This is a genomic window from Candidatus Alcyoniella australis (assembly GCA_030765605.1).
GTDB classification, from domain to species: Bacteria; Lernaellota; Lernaellaia; order JAVCCG01; family Alcyoniellaceae; genus Alcyoniella; species Alcyoniella australis.
On sequence record JAVCCG010000091.1, the window covers coordinates 28,559 to 41,954 of the forward strand.

Sequence of the window (13,396 nt, forward strand, 5' to 3'; positions counted from 1 at the left end):
CATCTGCGATTACCAGCAATTGCCGGCGTGGTCCAGGCACCCGGCGTCATCAACGCCGATCGGTTCCCAGGAAACTATCCGGTAATCGCCGTTGCCGTATGGGATTCCTCTGCCAGTGCCGCTTTTATCCACCGAGAACGGCGGATGTGCGTATTTCAGCCGGGGGTCGTGGACCACATTGACCATCTCGAAACCCATCAGGTTGCAGCCGTCGGTCACCGGCTGAGGTTCTCCGCCGCCGGCCGACGGGTTGTAAATCTCGTTGTAGATTTCGTTGTTGCTATAGGTCTGGCCGTTGGTGCAGGCCGACGAGCCGGAAACGCCCGCGGTGTAGAAGTCGTAGTTCAGCCGGCCGGGATAGTACTGGTAGACCGAGCCGACGATTCGTAGGGTGCCCGACTGGTTGGCCATCGGCACGAAGGCGTTGGCGCCGTCCAGATATGGTGTGCCGGTCCAGGGATCGGCCAGGAACGGGTTGGGGCGCGAGCTGGTGCCCTCAAAAGTGCGGGGCATGGCGTAGAACCCGGAGCGGAAGGCCTCGAGCTCGTCGCGTTGGGCCGAGGTGAGCGAGGCCGTGCTGTAGGGGCTGATACAGCTCACCGTCGGCACGGAGCCGGTGCCCACGGTGCAGAAGCGACCAAAGGAGACCAGCATCGCCTGGATGTCCTCCGATCCGTCGTCGTCGGTGATCGGATCGGCATGGTGGTCGTAGTTGCCGGTGGGCTGGAACCAGCCGGTGCCGTTCTGGGCGTCGGACCAGTCGTCGAGGTAGATCTCGTGCTGGTTCAGCACGTTTTTCTTCGGATAGCTTTGGGGAATCACGATCCGGCCGCCGGCCACGAGCATCAGCATGTCGATGTCGTCCGGGTCGGTGTAGCTCTCGGGCATGCTGGGGATCGGGCTCTGTTCGTACTCGATCTCGTGGTCGAGGTAGATATCGCCGGTGGCGATCAAGGTCACGCTGCCGTCGACGATGCCCGAGACGATCGCGTCGCCGTAGACCACGATGATCCCGGTGCGCGTGCCCGAGCAGCCCGAGATCGTGCTGTCGCGGCTGGGAACGTAGAGGAAGTCGAAGCCCGGCATGACGTCCTCGGTGTCGTAGGGCCGGAACGTGGCGCCGCCCGAGGTGTTGGCCCGAGTACCGTCACAGCTCTTGGCGTTACCACTGATCCAGCTTGCACCGCTGGTCCAGATCTCGCCGCCCTGGGCGATCATCTTGGCATGACGCCGGGCCGCGGTGTCGCCGTAGAATGCGGCCTCGAGGTCGTTGATGTCGGTCTTGTCGAAGGGGATCCGCCAGACCATCATGATCCCCTTATCGTTCGGATCCTGGGCCACGCCGTCGTTGATCGAGGGCGTGATCGCCGAGGCCACCCTTGAGTTGAACTCGTAATTGCATAAGCCGCCGGCCCAGTTGCATGTCGGGTCGCTGGTGTCCAGGTCGTTGCGGAATAGAATGCGGTAGGCCGTGTCGGCGGCCGGTTTCTCGAGGATCAGATCGGCGTTGCGACGCAGCCAAGTCGTGCTGGTGCTGGTGACCATCGCGCCGTAGCTCGGCCCGGCGTTGGTTTGGGCCGATTCAACTATACCGCGGGTGAACACCGGATGATGCTCGGTGCGCGAGCCGCCCAGGGACTGGTTGCGCGAGTTTTGGTACTGGACGCCGGAGAGCGTGCCGAAGTGAAAGTCGTCGGGCTGGCGCCAGGAGACCTCGCCCACGATCCGCGGCCAGCCGCGGAACAGCGGGCGGCGGTTGTTGCCGCGGTCCACGCTTAAATAGACATCGCCGGTGATCGTGTCGCCGGTGTTGAACGTCTCGGTGCAGTTGCGCAGCAGGTGATAGTCGTCGTTGTGCGAGGAGCCGACGTAGCAGTCGTGGCTGGAGCGGAAACGGTTGTAGGGCGTCCAGTAGTAGGTGAACCAGGCGTAATCCCACCAGGCGCGCGCGCTGACCTTGAAGCGGAAGGCGCGGGCGAAGTTGGTGGAGGGCACCTCGAGCTTGACGTCGATGTACATGTCGTTGGACAGCCGCCGGTCGTGGGGTCCCTCCCAGTCGCGCATGTCGACCCAGGCGTTGGCCTGCAGGTCGCTGTTGATTTCTACGCTGGAGTCATCGACCTCGAGCACCCCGGCGTCTTCGACGACCCGGATCGCCGAGATCTGGTCAGAGACCTGGTCGGGATCGATCCGCAGCACGCCGTAGGGGCCGTAGCTGCGATAGTAGAAATGGTTGATCACGCGGTCGGCGACCTGCTCGGCGTAGAAGAACATCAGGTCGGCCTCGCCCTCGTTGGTCACCAGGCGCGTCTCAGTCATCGAGGTGGCCATGGCCAGGATTCCTAGGGTAAGAATCATGAACATGATCAGCATGGCGGCGACCAGAGCAAAACCCTGTTGCCCCTTGAAACGTTCCCTGTCGATTTTCGTGCCGCTGTCCTGGCGCATGCTCAACCCTTCTTAAGATACTGGTAGCGATCTATCGAGTGCCCGCCGAAACGATCGATCCAGGTCACGGTCACCAGCACCATGCGGAAATCCTCGCCGCGATATTGGTTGGATCCGCAGCCGCTGGCGGTTACCGTTCCCGAGTTAAGCAGCACTCCCCCCGGGTCGCCCTCGTTGAGGTTGCGCGCGGCGCCGTTGCCGGTGTTGCCAAAGAGGATCGCGGTGCCGCAGTCGGCGGTGGTGCCGTTGGTGTAGACGCTGGTGCTGCGCGTGAAGCTCAGCGGGCTGTTGGTCACCGATACGGTCTCGTTGCCATAGAGCGTGGTGTTGCTTCCCGAGGCCGAGCCGCGATTGGACGTGCTGTAATCGTAGTAGATCGGCCAGGACTTGACGTGCTCGAGCTTCTGCACCGCGAGTTGGTTGGCCAGGCCGCGGTTGCGGGCCAGGGTGTTGGACTTGATGTTGAACAGCAACGCCGGGATCAGCGCCAAGATGCCGACGGTTAAGATCCCCATCGCCACCACCACCTCGATCAGCGTAAAGCCCGCGCGGTCCCGGCCGCCGTTCCGCCTGGAGATACGCCTGGTGATCACTTCCATCCCCAGCGATAGTACTTCCAGCCGCGGATCTGTCCTGAGGGCGCCAGCCAGTCGACCGCGCGCATCCGGTCGTCGCGCATGCCCGATAGGCTGGTGTCGATGGTTGGTATCAGGTAGACCACCCCGGTCTGACTGGCCGTGCCGTCGCGGTGGAAGCTCACTTTCTGATTGCTCACGCCGGGGCACTCACCCCAACCCGAATCGTAGATGTTGATCGCGCAGGGGATCGGCGTGGCATGCGGAGGAACGCCCACGGGCACGCTGGGCGTGCTCATGTAGCCAAAGGTGATCCCGGACTGCAGATAGTAGGTCTGGATCTGATCGTCGTAAACGCCGTCGCCGTCGGTGTCCAGGCCGTAGGTATAGCGATCGTTGTCGTTGTCGAACACGACCACCCAGTCGCGGCCGTCGCGGATCGCCCTGGCGCGCACAATGCGCATGTGACCCGCCAGGTCGCGCATCGAGGCGTTGCAGCGAATCTGAAGCCGATAACCCATGATCGAGAGAAAACCGATGGCCGCGATGATCGAGATCAGCGCGATCACCACCATCAGCTCGATTAGTGAGAATCCTCGATCCTCGTCTTCGGTATCAGCGGGGCTTGTATGTTTGGGCTGGTCCGTATCTTTCGTCTCGACCAGCTCGTCCGATTTGGAGGGCATGCTATTCTCCCCATAGTAGACGGCTCTATCCGTCTAAATTAATCCAGCAAGCACTATGCCATGCGTGCCCCTTGTCTACAAATCGATTTTTTATCAAATATTTTCCAGCCTTGCAATAATAAATCGTATGTGTTTTATCCCCTAGCCGCTCCCAAGGTGTGGCAACTATGCAAAGTTTGCATAGCACTCGTCCCAGATAGCCACAAATCAACGGCTACCATAATGTTGCCTCATGCCGAGGAATCAGCCGCGCCTGAGATACTGATGGCGGCTGATCGAGTGCCCGCCGAAGCGGTCGATCCAGGTCACGGTCACCAAGACAATGCGGAAATCCTCGCCAATATATTGGTTGGATCCGCAGCCGCTGGCGCTCACCGTGCCCGAATTAAGCAGCACTACCCCCGGGTCGCCCTCGTCGAGGTTGTGTGTCACCCCGTGAGTAGAGCTGCCGAACAGGATCGCGGTGCCGCAGTCGGCGGTGGTGCCGTTGGTGTAGACGCTGGTGCTGCGAGTAAATTGCACCGGCGTATTGGTCACCGAGATGGGCTCGGTGCCGTAGAGAGTGGTGTTGGCCACCGAGGAAGACCCACGATTAGTTGAATCGTAATCATAGTAAAGCGGCCAGGACTTGATGTGCTCGAGCTTCTGTACTGCCAGCTGGTTGGCCAGGCCGCGATTGCGGGCCAGGGTGTTGGACTTGATATTGAACAGCAACGCCGGGATCAACGCCAAGATGCCGACGGTTAAAATCCCCATCGCCACCACAACCTCAATCAGGGTGAAGCCCGCCCTACTATCAATGCACCGTATGCCATGGACATAGCGTGCCATGATATTCTCCATCTGCATTTTGAAAAACTCGGTCTAACCCGATGGTATCCAGGAAGGCTTGTGGGGTGTGTCAGCCCTCAATCGAAGATGATCCGTGCTACCGCGAGCTCTTAATAACTGACACTTCAGGCGCTTGATGAGGTTAAACCGTTTAAAGAGCATCGAACTCACGCCACAGGCTGTTATCGCCTATGAGTGGTGGTCTCCCACCTTATTAAGGTAAGGCAAAGAACATGCCCTTTTCTATACAGCAGATACCAAAATGTAAAAGGTTTTTGTTTACAGTGATTTAAATCGCGAAATTCTGTGGCCTAAATGGCTGATGGCTGCCCGGCCGACCAAAAACTATGACCTGCCGTAATAGCTTAGGGGCGTTTTGCCCCGCCGTTAGCGCCCATACCATCCAATGCTTACTTAATTTCGTATTCTTTAATCTTGTACAACAGGGCTCGGTGGCTGATGCTCAGTAGGCGCGCGGCCTGGCTGCGGTTGCCTCCGGTACGGCCCAGGGCGCTGCTGATCAACTTGCGCTCGAGCAGCCGCGCATTGCGTTTGACCGACAGATCACCGTGTAGATGGGGCATGTCGTCGCCGCAGACCACCGCCTTCTCCGGGTCGGCGATGTAGGTGGGCAGATGTTCGGGCTCGATCATGTCGCCGTCCACCAGCACCATCGCGCGCTCGATCACGTTCTCGAGCTCGCGCACGTTTCCCGGCCAGGAGTAGGCCATTAATTTCTGCATTGCTTTTCTGCCGATCCCGCGTACCGGAGAGTGCTGGTCAAGGTCGCGCGACTGGTTGAAGCGCTGAATGAAGTGGTCGGCCAGCAACGGTACATCCTCGGCGCGCTCCTTGAGCGGCGGCAATTCGATCGGAAAAACATTGATGCGGTAGTACAGATCCTCGCGGAAACGGTCGGCCCGCACCTCCTGGGCCAAATCGCGCACCGTGGCGGAGATGATCCGCACGTCGACCTGCCGCGACTTGCTCTCGCCCAGCCGGCGCACCTCGCGTTCCTGCAGTACGCGCAGCAGCTTGACCTGGAGCTGTTTGGGCAGTTCGCCGATCTCGTCGAGGAACAGCGTGCCGCTGTGGGCCTCCTCGATCAGCCCCGGCCGGTCGCGCACCGCTCCGGTGAACGAGCCGCGGGCGTGACCGAACAGCTCGGACTCGAGCAGGGTCTCGGGGATCGCCCCGCAGTTGATGGCCACGAACGGCCGCGAGGCGCGCGGCGAGCGCTGGTGCACGGCCCGCGCCACCAGTTCCTTGCCGGTGCCCGACTCGCCGGCGATCAGCACCGTGGCCCGGTGATCGGCCAAACGATCGATCAGATCGAAGATCGACTGCATCCGCTTGTTGCGGGTGATGATCCCCTCGAACGACGAGACGCGCTGTACCCGGCGCTTGAGCACCGCGTTCTCGCGCCGCAGCCGCTCGCGCTCCACCGCCTTGCGCAGGGTGAGCACGATCTCGTCGGACTTGAACGGCTTGGAGATGTAGTCGTAGGCCCCCTGCCGCAGGGCCTCCAGGGCCGTATCCACGCTGCCGTAAGCCGACATCATGATCACCGTGGGGTCGCGTCCGGTGTCGGGCAGGCTGCGCAGAAAATCGAACCCGTCGCGCTTTGGCATGCGGATGTCGCACAGCACCAGGTCGATCTCCTGCTGACCGAGCAGCTCCAACGCCCGATCCACATCGGAGGCGGACACGGGTTGGTAGCCGGCCTTGGAGATCAGCACGCCCAGGGAGTGCCGCAGTCCCTCCTCGTCGTCGACGATCAGTACTTTGCGCGCTTCATCGTCAGCCGACCCCGGGCTGTTGTTGTTTTTCTCACCGCTCATCGGCTGCTCACTCCTGCTCCCCGAGCACCGGCAGGTGGATTGCGAACTTGCTTCCCTCGCCGCGATGGCTCTCGACCGCGATCAGTCCGCCGGCCGCCTCGACGATCCGTTGGCAGATCGCCAGGCCCAGTCCAGTGCCGCGACCCGCGGGCTTGGTCGTGTAAAACGGTTCAAAAATTCGCTGCAGCAGTTCCGGCTCCATCCCCTCGCCGCGGTCGCGGACCCAGATCGTAACACACGGATCGCCGCGCTTGAATCGGACCGGGCCGGAGAGCACCACGCCGTGGCTCGGGTCCGTAACCGAGGCGTCGCCCTGCGCCGGCCGCATGCTGGGCAGTTTGATTGCCAGCGGATCGAACGCCGCCGCGCTGCAGCCGACCTCGATCCGCCCGCCCAGGGGCATCGCGTCCGTGGCGTTGATGATCAGGTTGACCAGCACCTGACGCAACTGCCCCTGGTCCACGACCACCGCCGGCATATCCTCTTCCAGCCGCAGCTCGATCTCGAAGTTGTCCAATGCGCGCTGGGTCTTGAGCAGCTCGACCGACATGCGCGCGATCGCCGCGGGATCGGCCGGCAGCGACTGCGCCGTGCCCGGCCGGGCGAAATCCAGCAGGCTGCGCACGATGGTGTCGATGCGCGCCACCTCGCGCTCGGCGCGCTCCAGCGTGCGCTCGATCGGCTCGTCGGAATCGCCTCCGAGTTTGAGGATCTCAAGGTAGCCGACGATCGCGCTCAGCGGGTTGCCGATCTCGTGCGCCACGCCCGCGGCTACGCGCCCCAAGTAGGCCAGTCGGTCCTGGACGATCAATTCGTCGCGGGCCGAGCTCAGCTCGTTGTGCGCGCGTTCGAGCTGCTCCATCCGCGCGTCGAGCTCCTCGCGGCCGCTCTGCAGGCGCTGGGCCATGCGGTTGAACTCCTGGGCCAGCAGCCCGATCTCGTTGGCCGGCTGCCGCGGAATCCGCACGCTGTAGTCCCCCTCGGAGATCCGCGTAGTGGCCAACAGCAGCTGCCGTACCGGCCTGACCACCGTGCGCATTAACAGCAGGCTGATCATCGGCACCAGGATCAGCGCGGCCAGCGCCTCGTAGGCCAGGATGCCGCGGGTCAGCAGACGAAAGCGACCCATCGCCTGCTCGTCGCGCAGCGTGAAACGCAGATAGGCGATCGGTTCGTCCCGCGGCTGCTGAGTCGAGTTCAGAAAGAGCGGCGCACTGAAGCGGATCTCCATCGACCGGCCGAGCCCCAGGCTGCCGCCGCTGGCGGTCACCTCGTGCACCGGCCGACCGCGAATCGCCGCGGCGAGAAACTGGTCGTCCATCGCCGGCGTGCCGATCAGCGCGCGGTGCGAGTGGGCGATCACGTCGAAGTCCGAGTCGACGATCAGCGCGCCGTAGATCGGCGGCGACTGCGCCGGGTTCTCGAACGAGGCCAGCAGCCGGGGGAAGATCTCGCGCAGCGCCTGCCCGGGGTCCTGCGGATCGACCAGCGTGGACAGCGCCGCCTGGAATCCGCCGATCACGTAGCGGCCCGAGTTCACCTGCTGCTGCACCAGCGAGCGCTTGTTGAGGGTCATCACCGCCATGCTGATCAAGCCGATCAGCGCTAAAATCAGCAGCGTAATGTTAAGGACTATCTCAGTGCGCAGGCCCCATCGTAGACCGAGGCCGCGCTGCCGGCTCATCCGGACCCGGCCAGCAGGTCGACGTAGAGCCGGGTAATCTGCACCCCGGCGAACAGGTAGACCAGCGCCGCTCCGGCCAAGAACGGGCCAAAGGGCACTTGGGCCTTGAGCGTGCCGCGGCCGCGCAGCAGAATCAGCCCGCCGATCAAGGCGCCGACGAAGCTCGCGGTCACCAGGATGAATGGGATCGACATCCAGCCCAGCCAGGCGCCGATCATCGCCAGCAGCTTCACGTCGCCCATGCCCATCCCCTCTTTACGCGTCAATGCGTAGTAGCCCAGGGCCACCAGCAGCAGCGATCCGCCGCCGAGCATGATCCCGATCAGGCTGTCGGCCCAGCCCACCGGGCTGAGCAGGCCCGAGACCAGCAATCCCAGGGGAATCCCGGGCAGCGAGATCCGGTCGGGGATGATCTTGAAATCGATGTCAATAAACGCCACGACGATCAACGCGGCGATAAACGCGAAAAACGGCAGGTTGACCGCCGGACGCCAGAAATAGTCGCCCAGCACCGGCACCAGCACCAGCAGCACGGCCGCCGCGCCGCTCAGCGCCTCGACCAGCAGATAGCGCGCGCTGTAGTGCGCGCCGCAGTGACGGCAGCGACCGCGCAGCAACAGATAGCTGAGGATCGGCACGTTGTCGTACCAGGCGATATGCTCGCCGCAGCTGGTGCAGTGGCTGCCCGGAAAGACGATCGACTCCTCGCGCGGCACGCGGTAGATCACCACATTGAGAAAACTGCCCACGATCGATCCGAAGGCCAAGGCAAAGATGGCAATCAGCAGTATCGGCACTTGTCGCTACTCTCCGGACCGATAGAAATCGACCATCGCCTCGACCACCTGGGCCGCCTGCTCATCGGACAGCTCGGGATAGACCGGCAGCGCCAAGGTCTGCTCGGCCGCCAGCTCGGAGTTGGGCAACGAACCGACGCTGTGCCCGAGGAAGGCGAAGCAGCGCTGTAAATGCAGCGGCAGCGGGTAGTAGATCTCGCAGCCGATTCCGCGACTTTGCAGAAAGCTGCGCAGTTCGTCGCGGCGCTGTGCGCGCACCACGAACTGGTTGTAAATATGACGACCCTTTTGCGGCGCCAGGGGCGCCTCGACCTTGCCGCGCAGCTCGGGACGGTCCAGCAACGCGCGATAGCGATCGGCGTTGGCAATCCGTCCGGCGTGCCACGACTCGAGGTATTGCAGCTTGATCGACAGCACCGCGGCCTGCAGCGCGTCGAGCCGCGAGTTGATCCCGACCTCGTCGTGATAGTACTTGACCGCCGCGCCGTGGGAGCGCAATGCGCGCAGTCGCTGCGCCAGCAGTTCGTCGTCGGTGGTGATCATCCCGCCGTCGCCCAGGCCGCCGAGGTTCTTGCTCGGGAAGAACGAGAAGCAGGCCAGCAGTCCGATCGAGCCGGCCATGCGCTCCGCCGCGTCGCGGGTGCCGATGGCCTGGGCCGCGTCCTCCACCAGCGCCACGTCGTAGCGCTGGCACAGCTCGAGCAGCGCGTCGCTGTCCGCGGCCTGGCCGAACAAATGCACCGGCAGCAGCGCCTCGACCACCCGGCCGCTGGGACGATGAACCGCACGCCCTTCGATGTCGCGGTCGCACTGCTCGAGGATCTGCGCCACCTGCGCCGGGTCGATGTTGTAGGTCCGGGGCTCGATGTCCGCGAACAGCGGCAGCGCGCCCAGACGGGTGATCGAGCTGACCGTCGAAAAGAAGGTGTAGGGCGTGGTGATCACCGCCGAGCCCGGGCCGATGTCCAGCGCCATCAGCGCCAGCAGCAGCGCGTCGGTGCCCGAGGCGCAGCCCACGCCGTACTTGGCTCCGACGTAATCAGCGACCTGTTGCTCGAGCTGCTCCACCTTGGGGCCCATTACGTAGCGCGCCGAGCGCATCACCTCGAGCACCTCGGCCTCGAGCTGCTCGCCGATGGTCGCGTACTGGGCCTTGAGATCCAACAAGGGTACGGTCATTGCCTGTTCTCCTGATTAAGCCTGACAAGGAAGACGTCGCCATACTTTTTAATGACACGCAGGCCGCTCCAACCTTGTTGGCAGCGGTCGCCGAAGCTTTGGATCAGCTCGGCATGGTCGATGATAAGATCGATCCGACGCTGCCGCAAGTATTGGTCGAGTCGCCCCTGCGCCAGGGCGTCGCGCGCCTCGCGGTTGACCACGCCGTCAAGATTGACCACCTCGCGGCCCGAGACGTAGGCGTAAATTCCGCTGTTGAATGCGCCCAGCGGCTCGTGCGGATCGACCCCCTCGATACGGTCCGCGCCCAGGTCCTGTGCGGCCTGGTAGTATCGGCTCTGCCACGGCTGCACGCCGTTTTTCCAAATCGCCAGCGCAGTGGGAGTCCAGCCCGCCAACAGCACCGCAATCAAAACCAGCGCGGCCGATGTGCGCCTCGCGCTGAATAGATCTCTCATCCGGCACGCCAGCAGCCCCAGCAGCAACGAGAGGGCGAACAGCGTGTGGCCGTGATACCAAAAGCGCTGGCTCCAAAATATCGCGGCATAGAACAGCCAGATCGCCAGGGCCCCGACAAAAATAAACGCGCCGCGGCCCGGCGCGCGTCCGCTGGGACCGCGCACGATGCGTGCAACGATCGCCGCCACGGCCAGCACGCCCCACAGTCCCAGGGCCTGGGCCCTGGTCGAAAATCCTAGAAAGCGCAACAGGTGCATGTTCAGCGCCTCGCGCAGCTTGAGCGTTGCGTACGATCCGACCTCCATCCCGGAGTTGGCCAGCTCGTGGCGCGTGAGCACCAGCAGCGCCGACCCGCTGTCCTGTCCCGCGTGCCCTAGAACGATGTACGACCACAGCGGCCAGGGCGCGAACACCAGCCCGGCCGTGGCCGCGCAGACCAACGCGTTGCGCAGGGCCCGAGTGGGACGGGAGCGCATCGACCACAGCAGGTCCAGGCCCAATACCACGCAGATCAGACCCGAGTCGGTGCGGCAGAGCATTGCCAGGCCCAGTAGCGCGCCGAGCACCACCACGCGTTTGAGCGGCGCGTCGGGCTGCGCGCGCACGCGGGTGAGCTGCCAGTATGCGGCCCAGGCCATCACCAGCACGGCCAGCGGCGACTCCACGCCCATCCCGCTGATCACCGCCGTGTACGGGCTGAGGCAAAACATCAACGCCGCGAACAGCCCGGCCGCACGGCCGCAAAGCTCGCGGCCGATCAGATACAGCGGCACGGCCGTGGCCAGCCAGGCCGCGGCGAGCAACAGCATTGCCGCGCGCACCGGCGCGTCCCCGCCCTCGGGCCAAATCGCGAACAGCGGCAGCAGCAGCGCCATGTAGACCGGGTGGAAGCCGTTGGTAGCCACACTGCCGTCGAAGGTCGGGCCCACGCCGTTGACGATGTTGCGGGCGATCTGGAAATAGTAAAACGCGTCGTCGGCCAGGCACAGTCCCACGCGGCGCTGCGGACCGGCGAGGATCGAAGGCAAACGCAACGCGGCCCCGGCCGCGATGATCAGCGGCAGCAGCAGCTTCGTCCAGTTGCGCTCTATTCGCTTTGTATTTCCGAGCATGCTTGACTGTCCCCGTTGCGGACCATATTAAGTGAGCTTGATTTGAGTCGCCAGCCGGGAGTGTGGATGAATCGATTTTTACAGCGCGTTGCCGAGCACTGGCCGCAGATCGCAGTGGTCCTCGCCGCGTTGGCCGTGGCCGTGCCGCTGCTGGGCCATCCGCTGATCTATGATGACCCGCAGCTGGTCGGCGGGCACCCGACGTTGATCGACGTGCTGCACTCCCCGCGGATTTTGCTCTCCGACGTGGGCTACGTCTTTCCCAGCCCGATGCGCACCGGTTACTTCCGGCCGTTGCAGGTCTTGGCCCTGGCCACCGAGAGAATGTCCTACGGCGTGGCCCCCCTGCCCTTCCGCGCCTTTGCCGCGATGCTGCACGTGGTGTGCAGCCTGCTGGTGCTGAGCTTGGCGCAATCGCTGCTGCGTAAGCGCACTCCCGCGGCCCTGGCCGCAATCTGGTTCGCCCTGCACCCCGCGCACATCGACGACCTGGCGCTGGTGGCCAATATCGGCGGGATCATGGCCGCGGCGCTGGTGCTGCTGGCGCTGTGGCTGGTCGATCGTTCGCTGGTCAGACCGTCCCACGCGCGTGGGCCGCGACGCTGGGCCGCGCTGTGCGTGCTGCTGGCCTGCCTGTCAAAGGAGACCGCGCTGATCGCGCCCCTGGCCCTGGCGCTCATACCCCTGGCTCGTTCGCGCGACGAGAAACCCCTGCGCAGGCTGCGCGCCGCGCTGTTGTTCGCCGTGATGCCGGCGCTGGCCGCCGCGGCGGTGATCGCCTTGCGTCTGGGTCCGGCCGACGTGGGCCTGCCCGCATCCGAGGGGGGGATCGAGATCGGCCGCCGATTGCTCGTTGCGCCGCTGTGGATCGGGCACGCCCTGCTGCTGGGCATCTTCCCCACAGGGCTCGCCGCGGACTACGGCCTGCCCTGGTGGCCGCAATCCGCGGTCGCGCTGAAAATCGCCGCCGGCTGGATCGCGCTGCTCGGACTGCTGTTGACAAGCGTCGCGGCTCTGCGTCGGCACGATATGGCCTGGCGGAGTGTGGGCGCGGGCCTGGCGCTGTTCGTGGTGCTCTATCTGCCCACGGCCAACCTGGCGCCTATGCCGCGGGCTTTGGCCGATCATTACCTCTACCTGCCCTCGGCCGGATTGGCGCTGGCCTTCGGCGCGATCTGCTCGCTGATGCTCGAGCGCCGCGCGTACGCCGCCCGAGTCTTCGCGGCCGTGGTGCTGCTATGTCTGCTGGGCCAAAGCTGGACCCTCTCGCGCACCTGGTCGTCCGAAGAGGCGCTGTGGACGCGCTGCGCCGCGGCCGCACCAAACTCGTCCGCCGCGCACAACGGCCTGGGAATCATTCAATCGGACGATGATGATCTGGCCCCGGCCCGCGCCAGTTTCGAGCGCTCCGTCAGCCTCGACCCGACCAACTACCGCGCCTGGGGCAACCTGGGTCTGCTCGACCTGCGGCAGCAGCAGCCTTGGCAAGCGCTGCAACACTTCCGCCTTGCGTTGGAGATCAATCCGGCCTACGACAACTCATTGCTCGGAGCGGGATACAGCGCGCAGTTGGCAGACCCGGGGATGCTCGGTCAGCTCGAACACGATTACGTCGCTGCATCGCCCAACGGCCCCTATATCTGGGCCGGGGCGGCCCTGGCCTGCCGCGACTCGGCGCAGGAACCTTGCGCACGGCAGATGATCGAACGCTTCTTCGAGAACGAACCGCCTTCGCGCTTTATGAAACGGGAACTCGGCGAGCTTTATCAGCGCAGCCGCTGAGA

At 64.1% G+C, this 13,396-nt stretch carries 10 protein-coding genes; 1 reads left to right on the forward strand and 9 read right to left on the reverse strand.

Features of this window, described 5'->3' with window-relative positions; translation table 11 throughout:
• Positions 1-9 precede the first annotated feature (9 nt).
• From P9M14_09850 to P9M14_09890, 9 genes are all read right to left on the reverse strand, one after another.
• The gene (locus P9M14_09850; GenBank protein ID MDP8256042.1) at positions 10-2,448 is read right to left on the reverse strand and encodes a pilus assembly PilX N-terminal domain-containing protein; all 2,439 of its coding nucleotides are present in this window, start codon (positions 2,446-2,448) and stop codon (positions 10-12) included.
• Between the two features lie 2 nt (positions 2,449-2,450).
• Positions 2,451-3,041, reverse strand: a complete 591-nt coding sequence (locus P9M14_09855; GenBank protein MDP8256043.1) for a prepilin-type N-terminal cleavage/methylation domain-containing protein — start codon at positions 3,039-3,041, stop codon at positions 2,451-2,453.
• Positions 3,038-3,709: a prepilin-type N-terminal cleavage/methylation domain-containing protein gene (locus P9M14_09860; GenBank protein ID MDP8256044.1), complete on the reverse strand. Its 672-nt coding sequence runs from the start codon at positions 3,707-3,709 to the stop codon at positions 3,038-3,040. The genes P9M14_09855 and P9M14_09860 overlap by 4 nt, the downstream gene beginning before the upstream one ends.
• 243 nt (positions 3,710-3,952) lie before the next feature.
• Positions 3,953-4,540 carry a prepilin-type N-terminal cleavage/methylation domain-containing protein gene (locus tag P9M14_09865; protein MDP8256045.1) on the reverse strand — a complete coding sequence of 196 codons (588 nt, stop codon included), beginning with the start codon at positions 4,538-4,540 and terminating at the stop codon, positions 3,953-3,955.
• A gap of 410 nt (positions 4,541-4,950) precedes the next feature.
• Positions 4,951-6,381, reverse strand: coding sequence for a sigma-54 dependent transcriptional regulator (locus P9M14_09870; GenBank protein ID MDP8256046.1), 1,431 nt, complete (start codon positions 6,379-6,381; stop codon positions 4,951-4,953).
• Positions 6,382-6,388: 7 nt separating this feature from the next.
• Entirely contained in the window at positions 6,389-8,065 is a 1,677-nt protein-coding gene (locus tag P9M14_09875; protein ID MDP8256047.1) for an ATP-binding protein, read from the reverse strand.
• Positions 8,062-8,862: a prepilin peptidase gene (locus P9M14_09880; protein ID MDP8256048.1), complete on the reverse strand. Its 801-nt coding sequence runs from the start codon at positions 8,860-8,862 to the stop codon at positions 8,062-8,064. The genes P9M14_09875 and P9M14_09880 overlap by 4 nt, the downstream gene beginning before the upstream one ends.
• A gap of 6 nt (positions 8,863-8,868) precedes the next feature.
• Complete coding sequence (locus P9M14_09885) at positions 8,869-10,041, reverse strand: DegT/DnrJ/EryC1/StrS family aminotransferase (protein MDP8256049.1); 1,173 nt, start codon at positions 10,039-10,041, stop codon at positions 8,869-8,871.
• Positions 10,038-11,612, reverse strand: a complete 1,575-nt coding sequence (locus P9M14_09890) for a glycosyltransferase family 39 protein (GenBank protein ID MDP8256050.1) — start codon at positions 11,610-11,612, stop codon at positions 10,038-10,040. The genes P9M14_09885 and P9M14_09890 overlap by 4 nt, the downstream gene beginning before the upstream one ends.
• A gap of 66 nt (positions 11,613-11,678) precedes the next feature.
• Between P9M14_09890 and P9M14_09895 the strand changes: the two genes are divergently transcribed.
• Positions 11,679-13,394: a hypothetical protein gene (locus P9M14_09895; protein MDP8256051.1), complete on the forward strand. Its 1,716-nt coding sequence runs from the start codon at positions 11,679-11,681 to the stop codon at positions 13,392-13,394.
• Positions 13,395-13,396: the final 2 nt, after the last annotated feature.

Bases quoted from the DNA above. Each gene is read 5' to 3' on its own strand.
- P9M14_09870 (MDP8256046.1), bottom strand. From the start codon at position 6,381: ATGAGCGGTGAGAAAAACAACAACAGCCCGGGGTCGGCTGACGATGAA.
- P9M14_09850 (MDP8256042.1), bottom strand. From the start codon at position 2,448: ATGCGCCAGGACAGCGGCACGAAAATCGACAGGGAACGTTTCAAGGGG.
- P9M14_09885 (MDP8256049.1), bottom strand. From the start codon at position 10,041: ATGACCGTACCCTTGTTGGATCTCAAGGCCCAGTACGCGACCATCGGC.
- P9M14_09895 (MDP8256051.1), top strand. From the start codon at position 11,679: ATGAATCGATTTTTACAGCGCGTTGCCGAGCACTGGCCGCAGATCGCA.
- P9M14_09865 (MDP8256045.1), bottom strand. From the start codon at position 4,540: ATGGCACGCTATGTCCATGGCATACGGTGCATTGATAGTAGGGCGGGC.
- P9M14_09860 (MDP8256044.1), bottom strand. From the start codon at position 3,709: ATGCCCTCCAAATCGGACGAGCTGGTCGAGACGAAAGATACGGACCAG.
- P9M14_09890 (MDP8256050.1), bottom strand. From the start codon at position 11,612: ATGCTCGGAAATACAAAGCGAATAGAGCGCAACTGGACGAAGCTGCTG.
- P9M14_09875 (MDP8256047.1), bottom strand. From the start codon at position 8,065: ATGAGCCGGCAGCGCGGCCTCGGTCTACGATGGGGCCTGCGCACTGAG.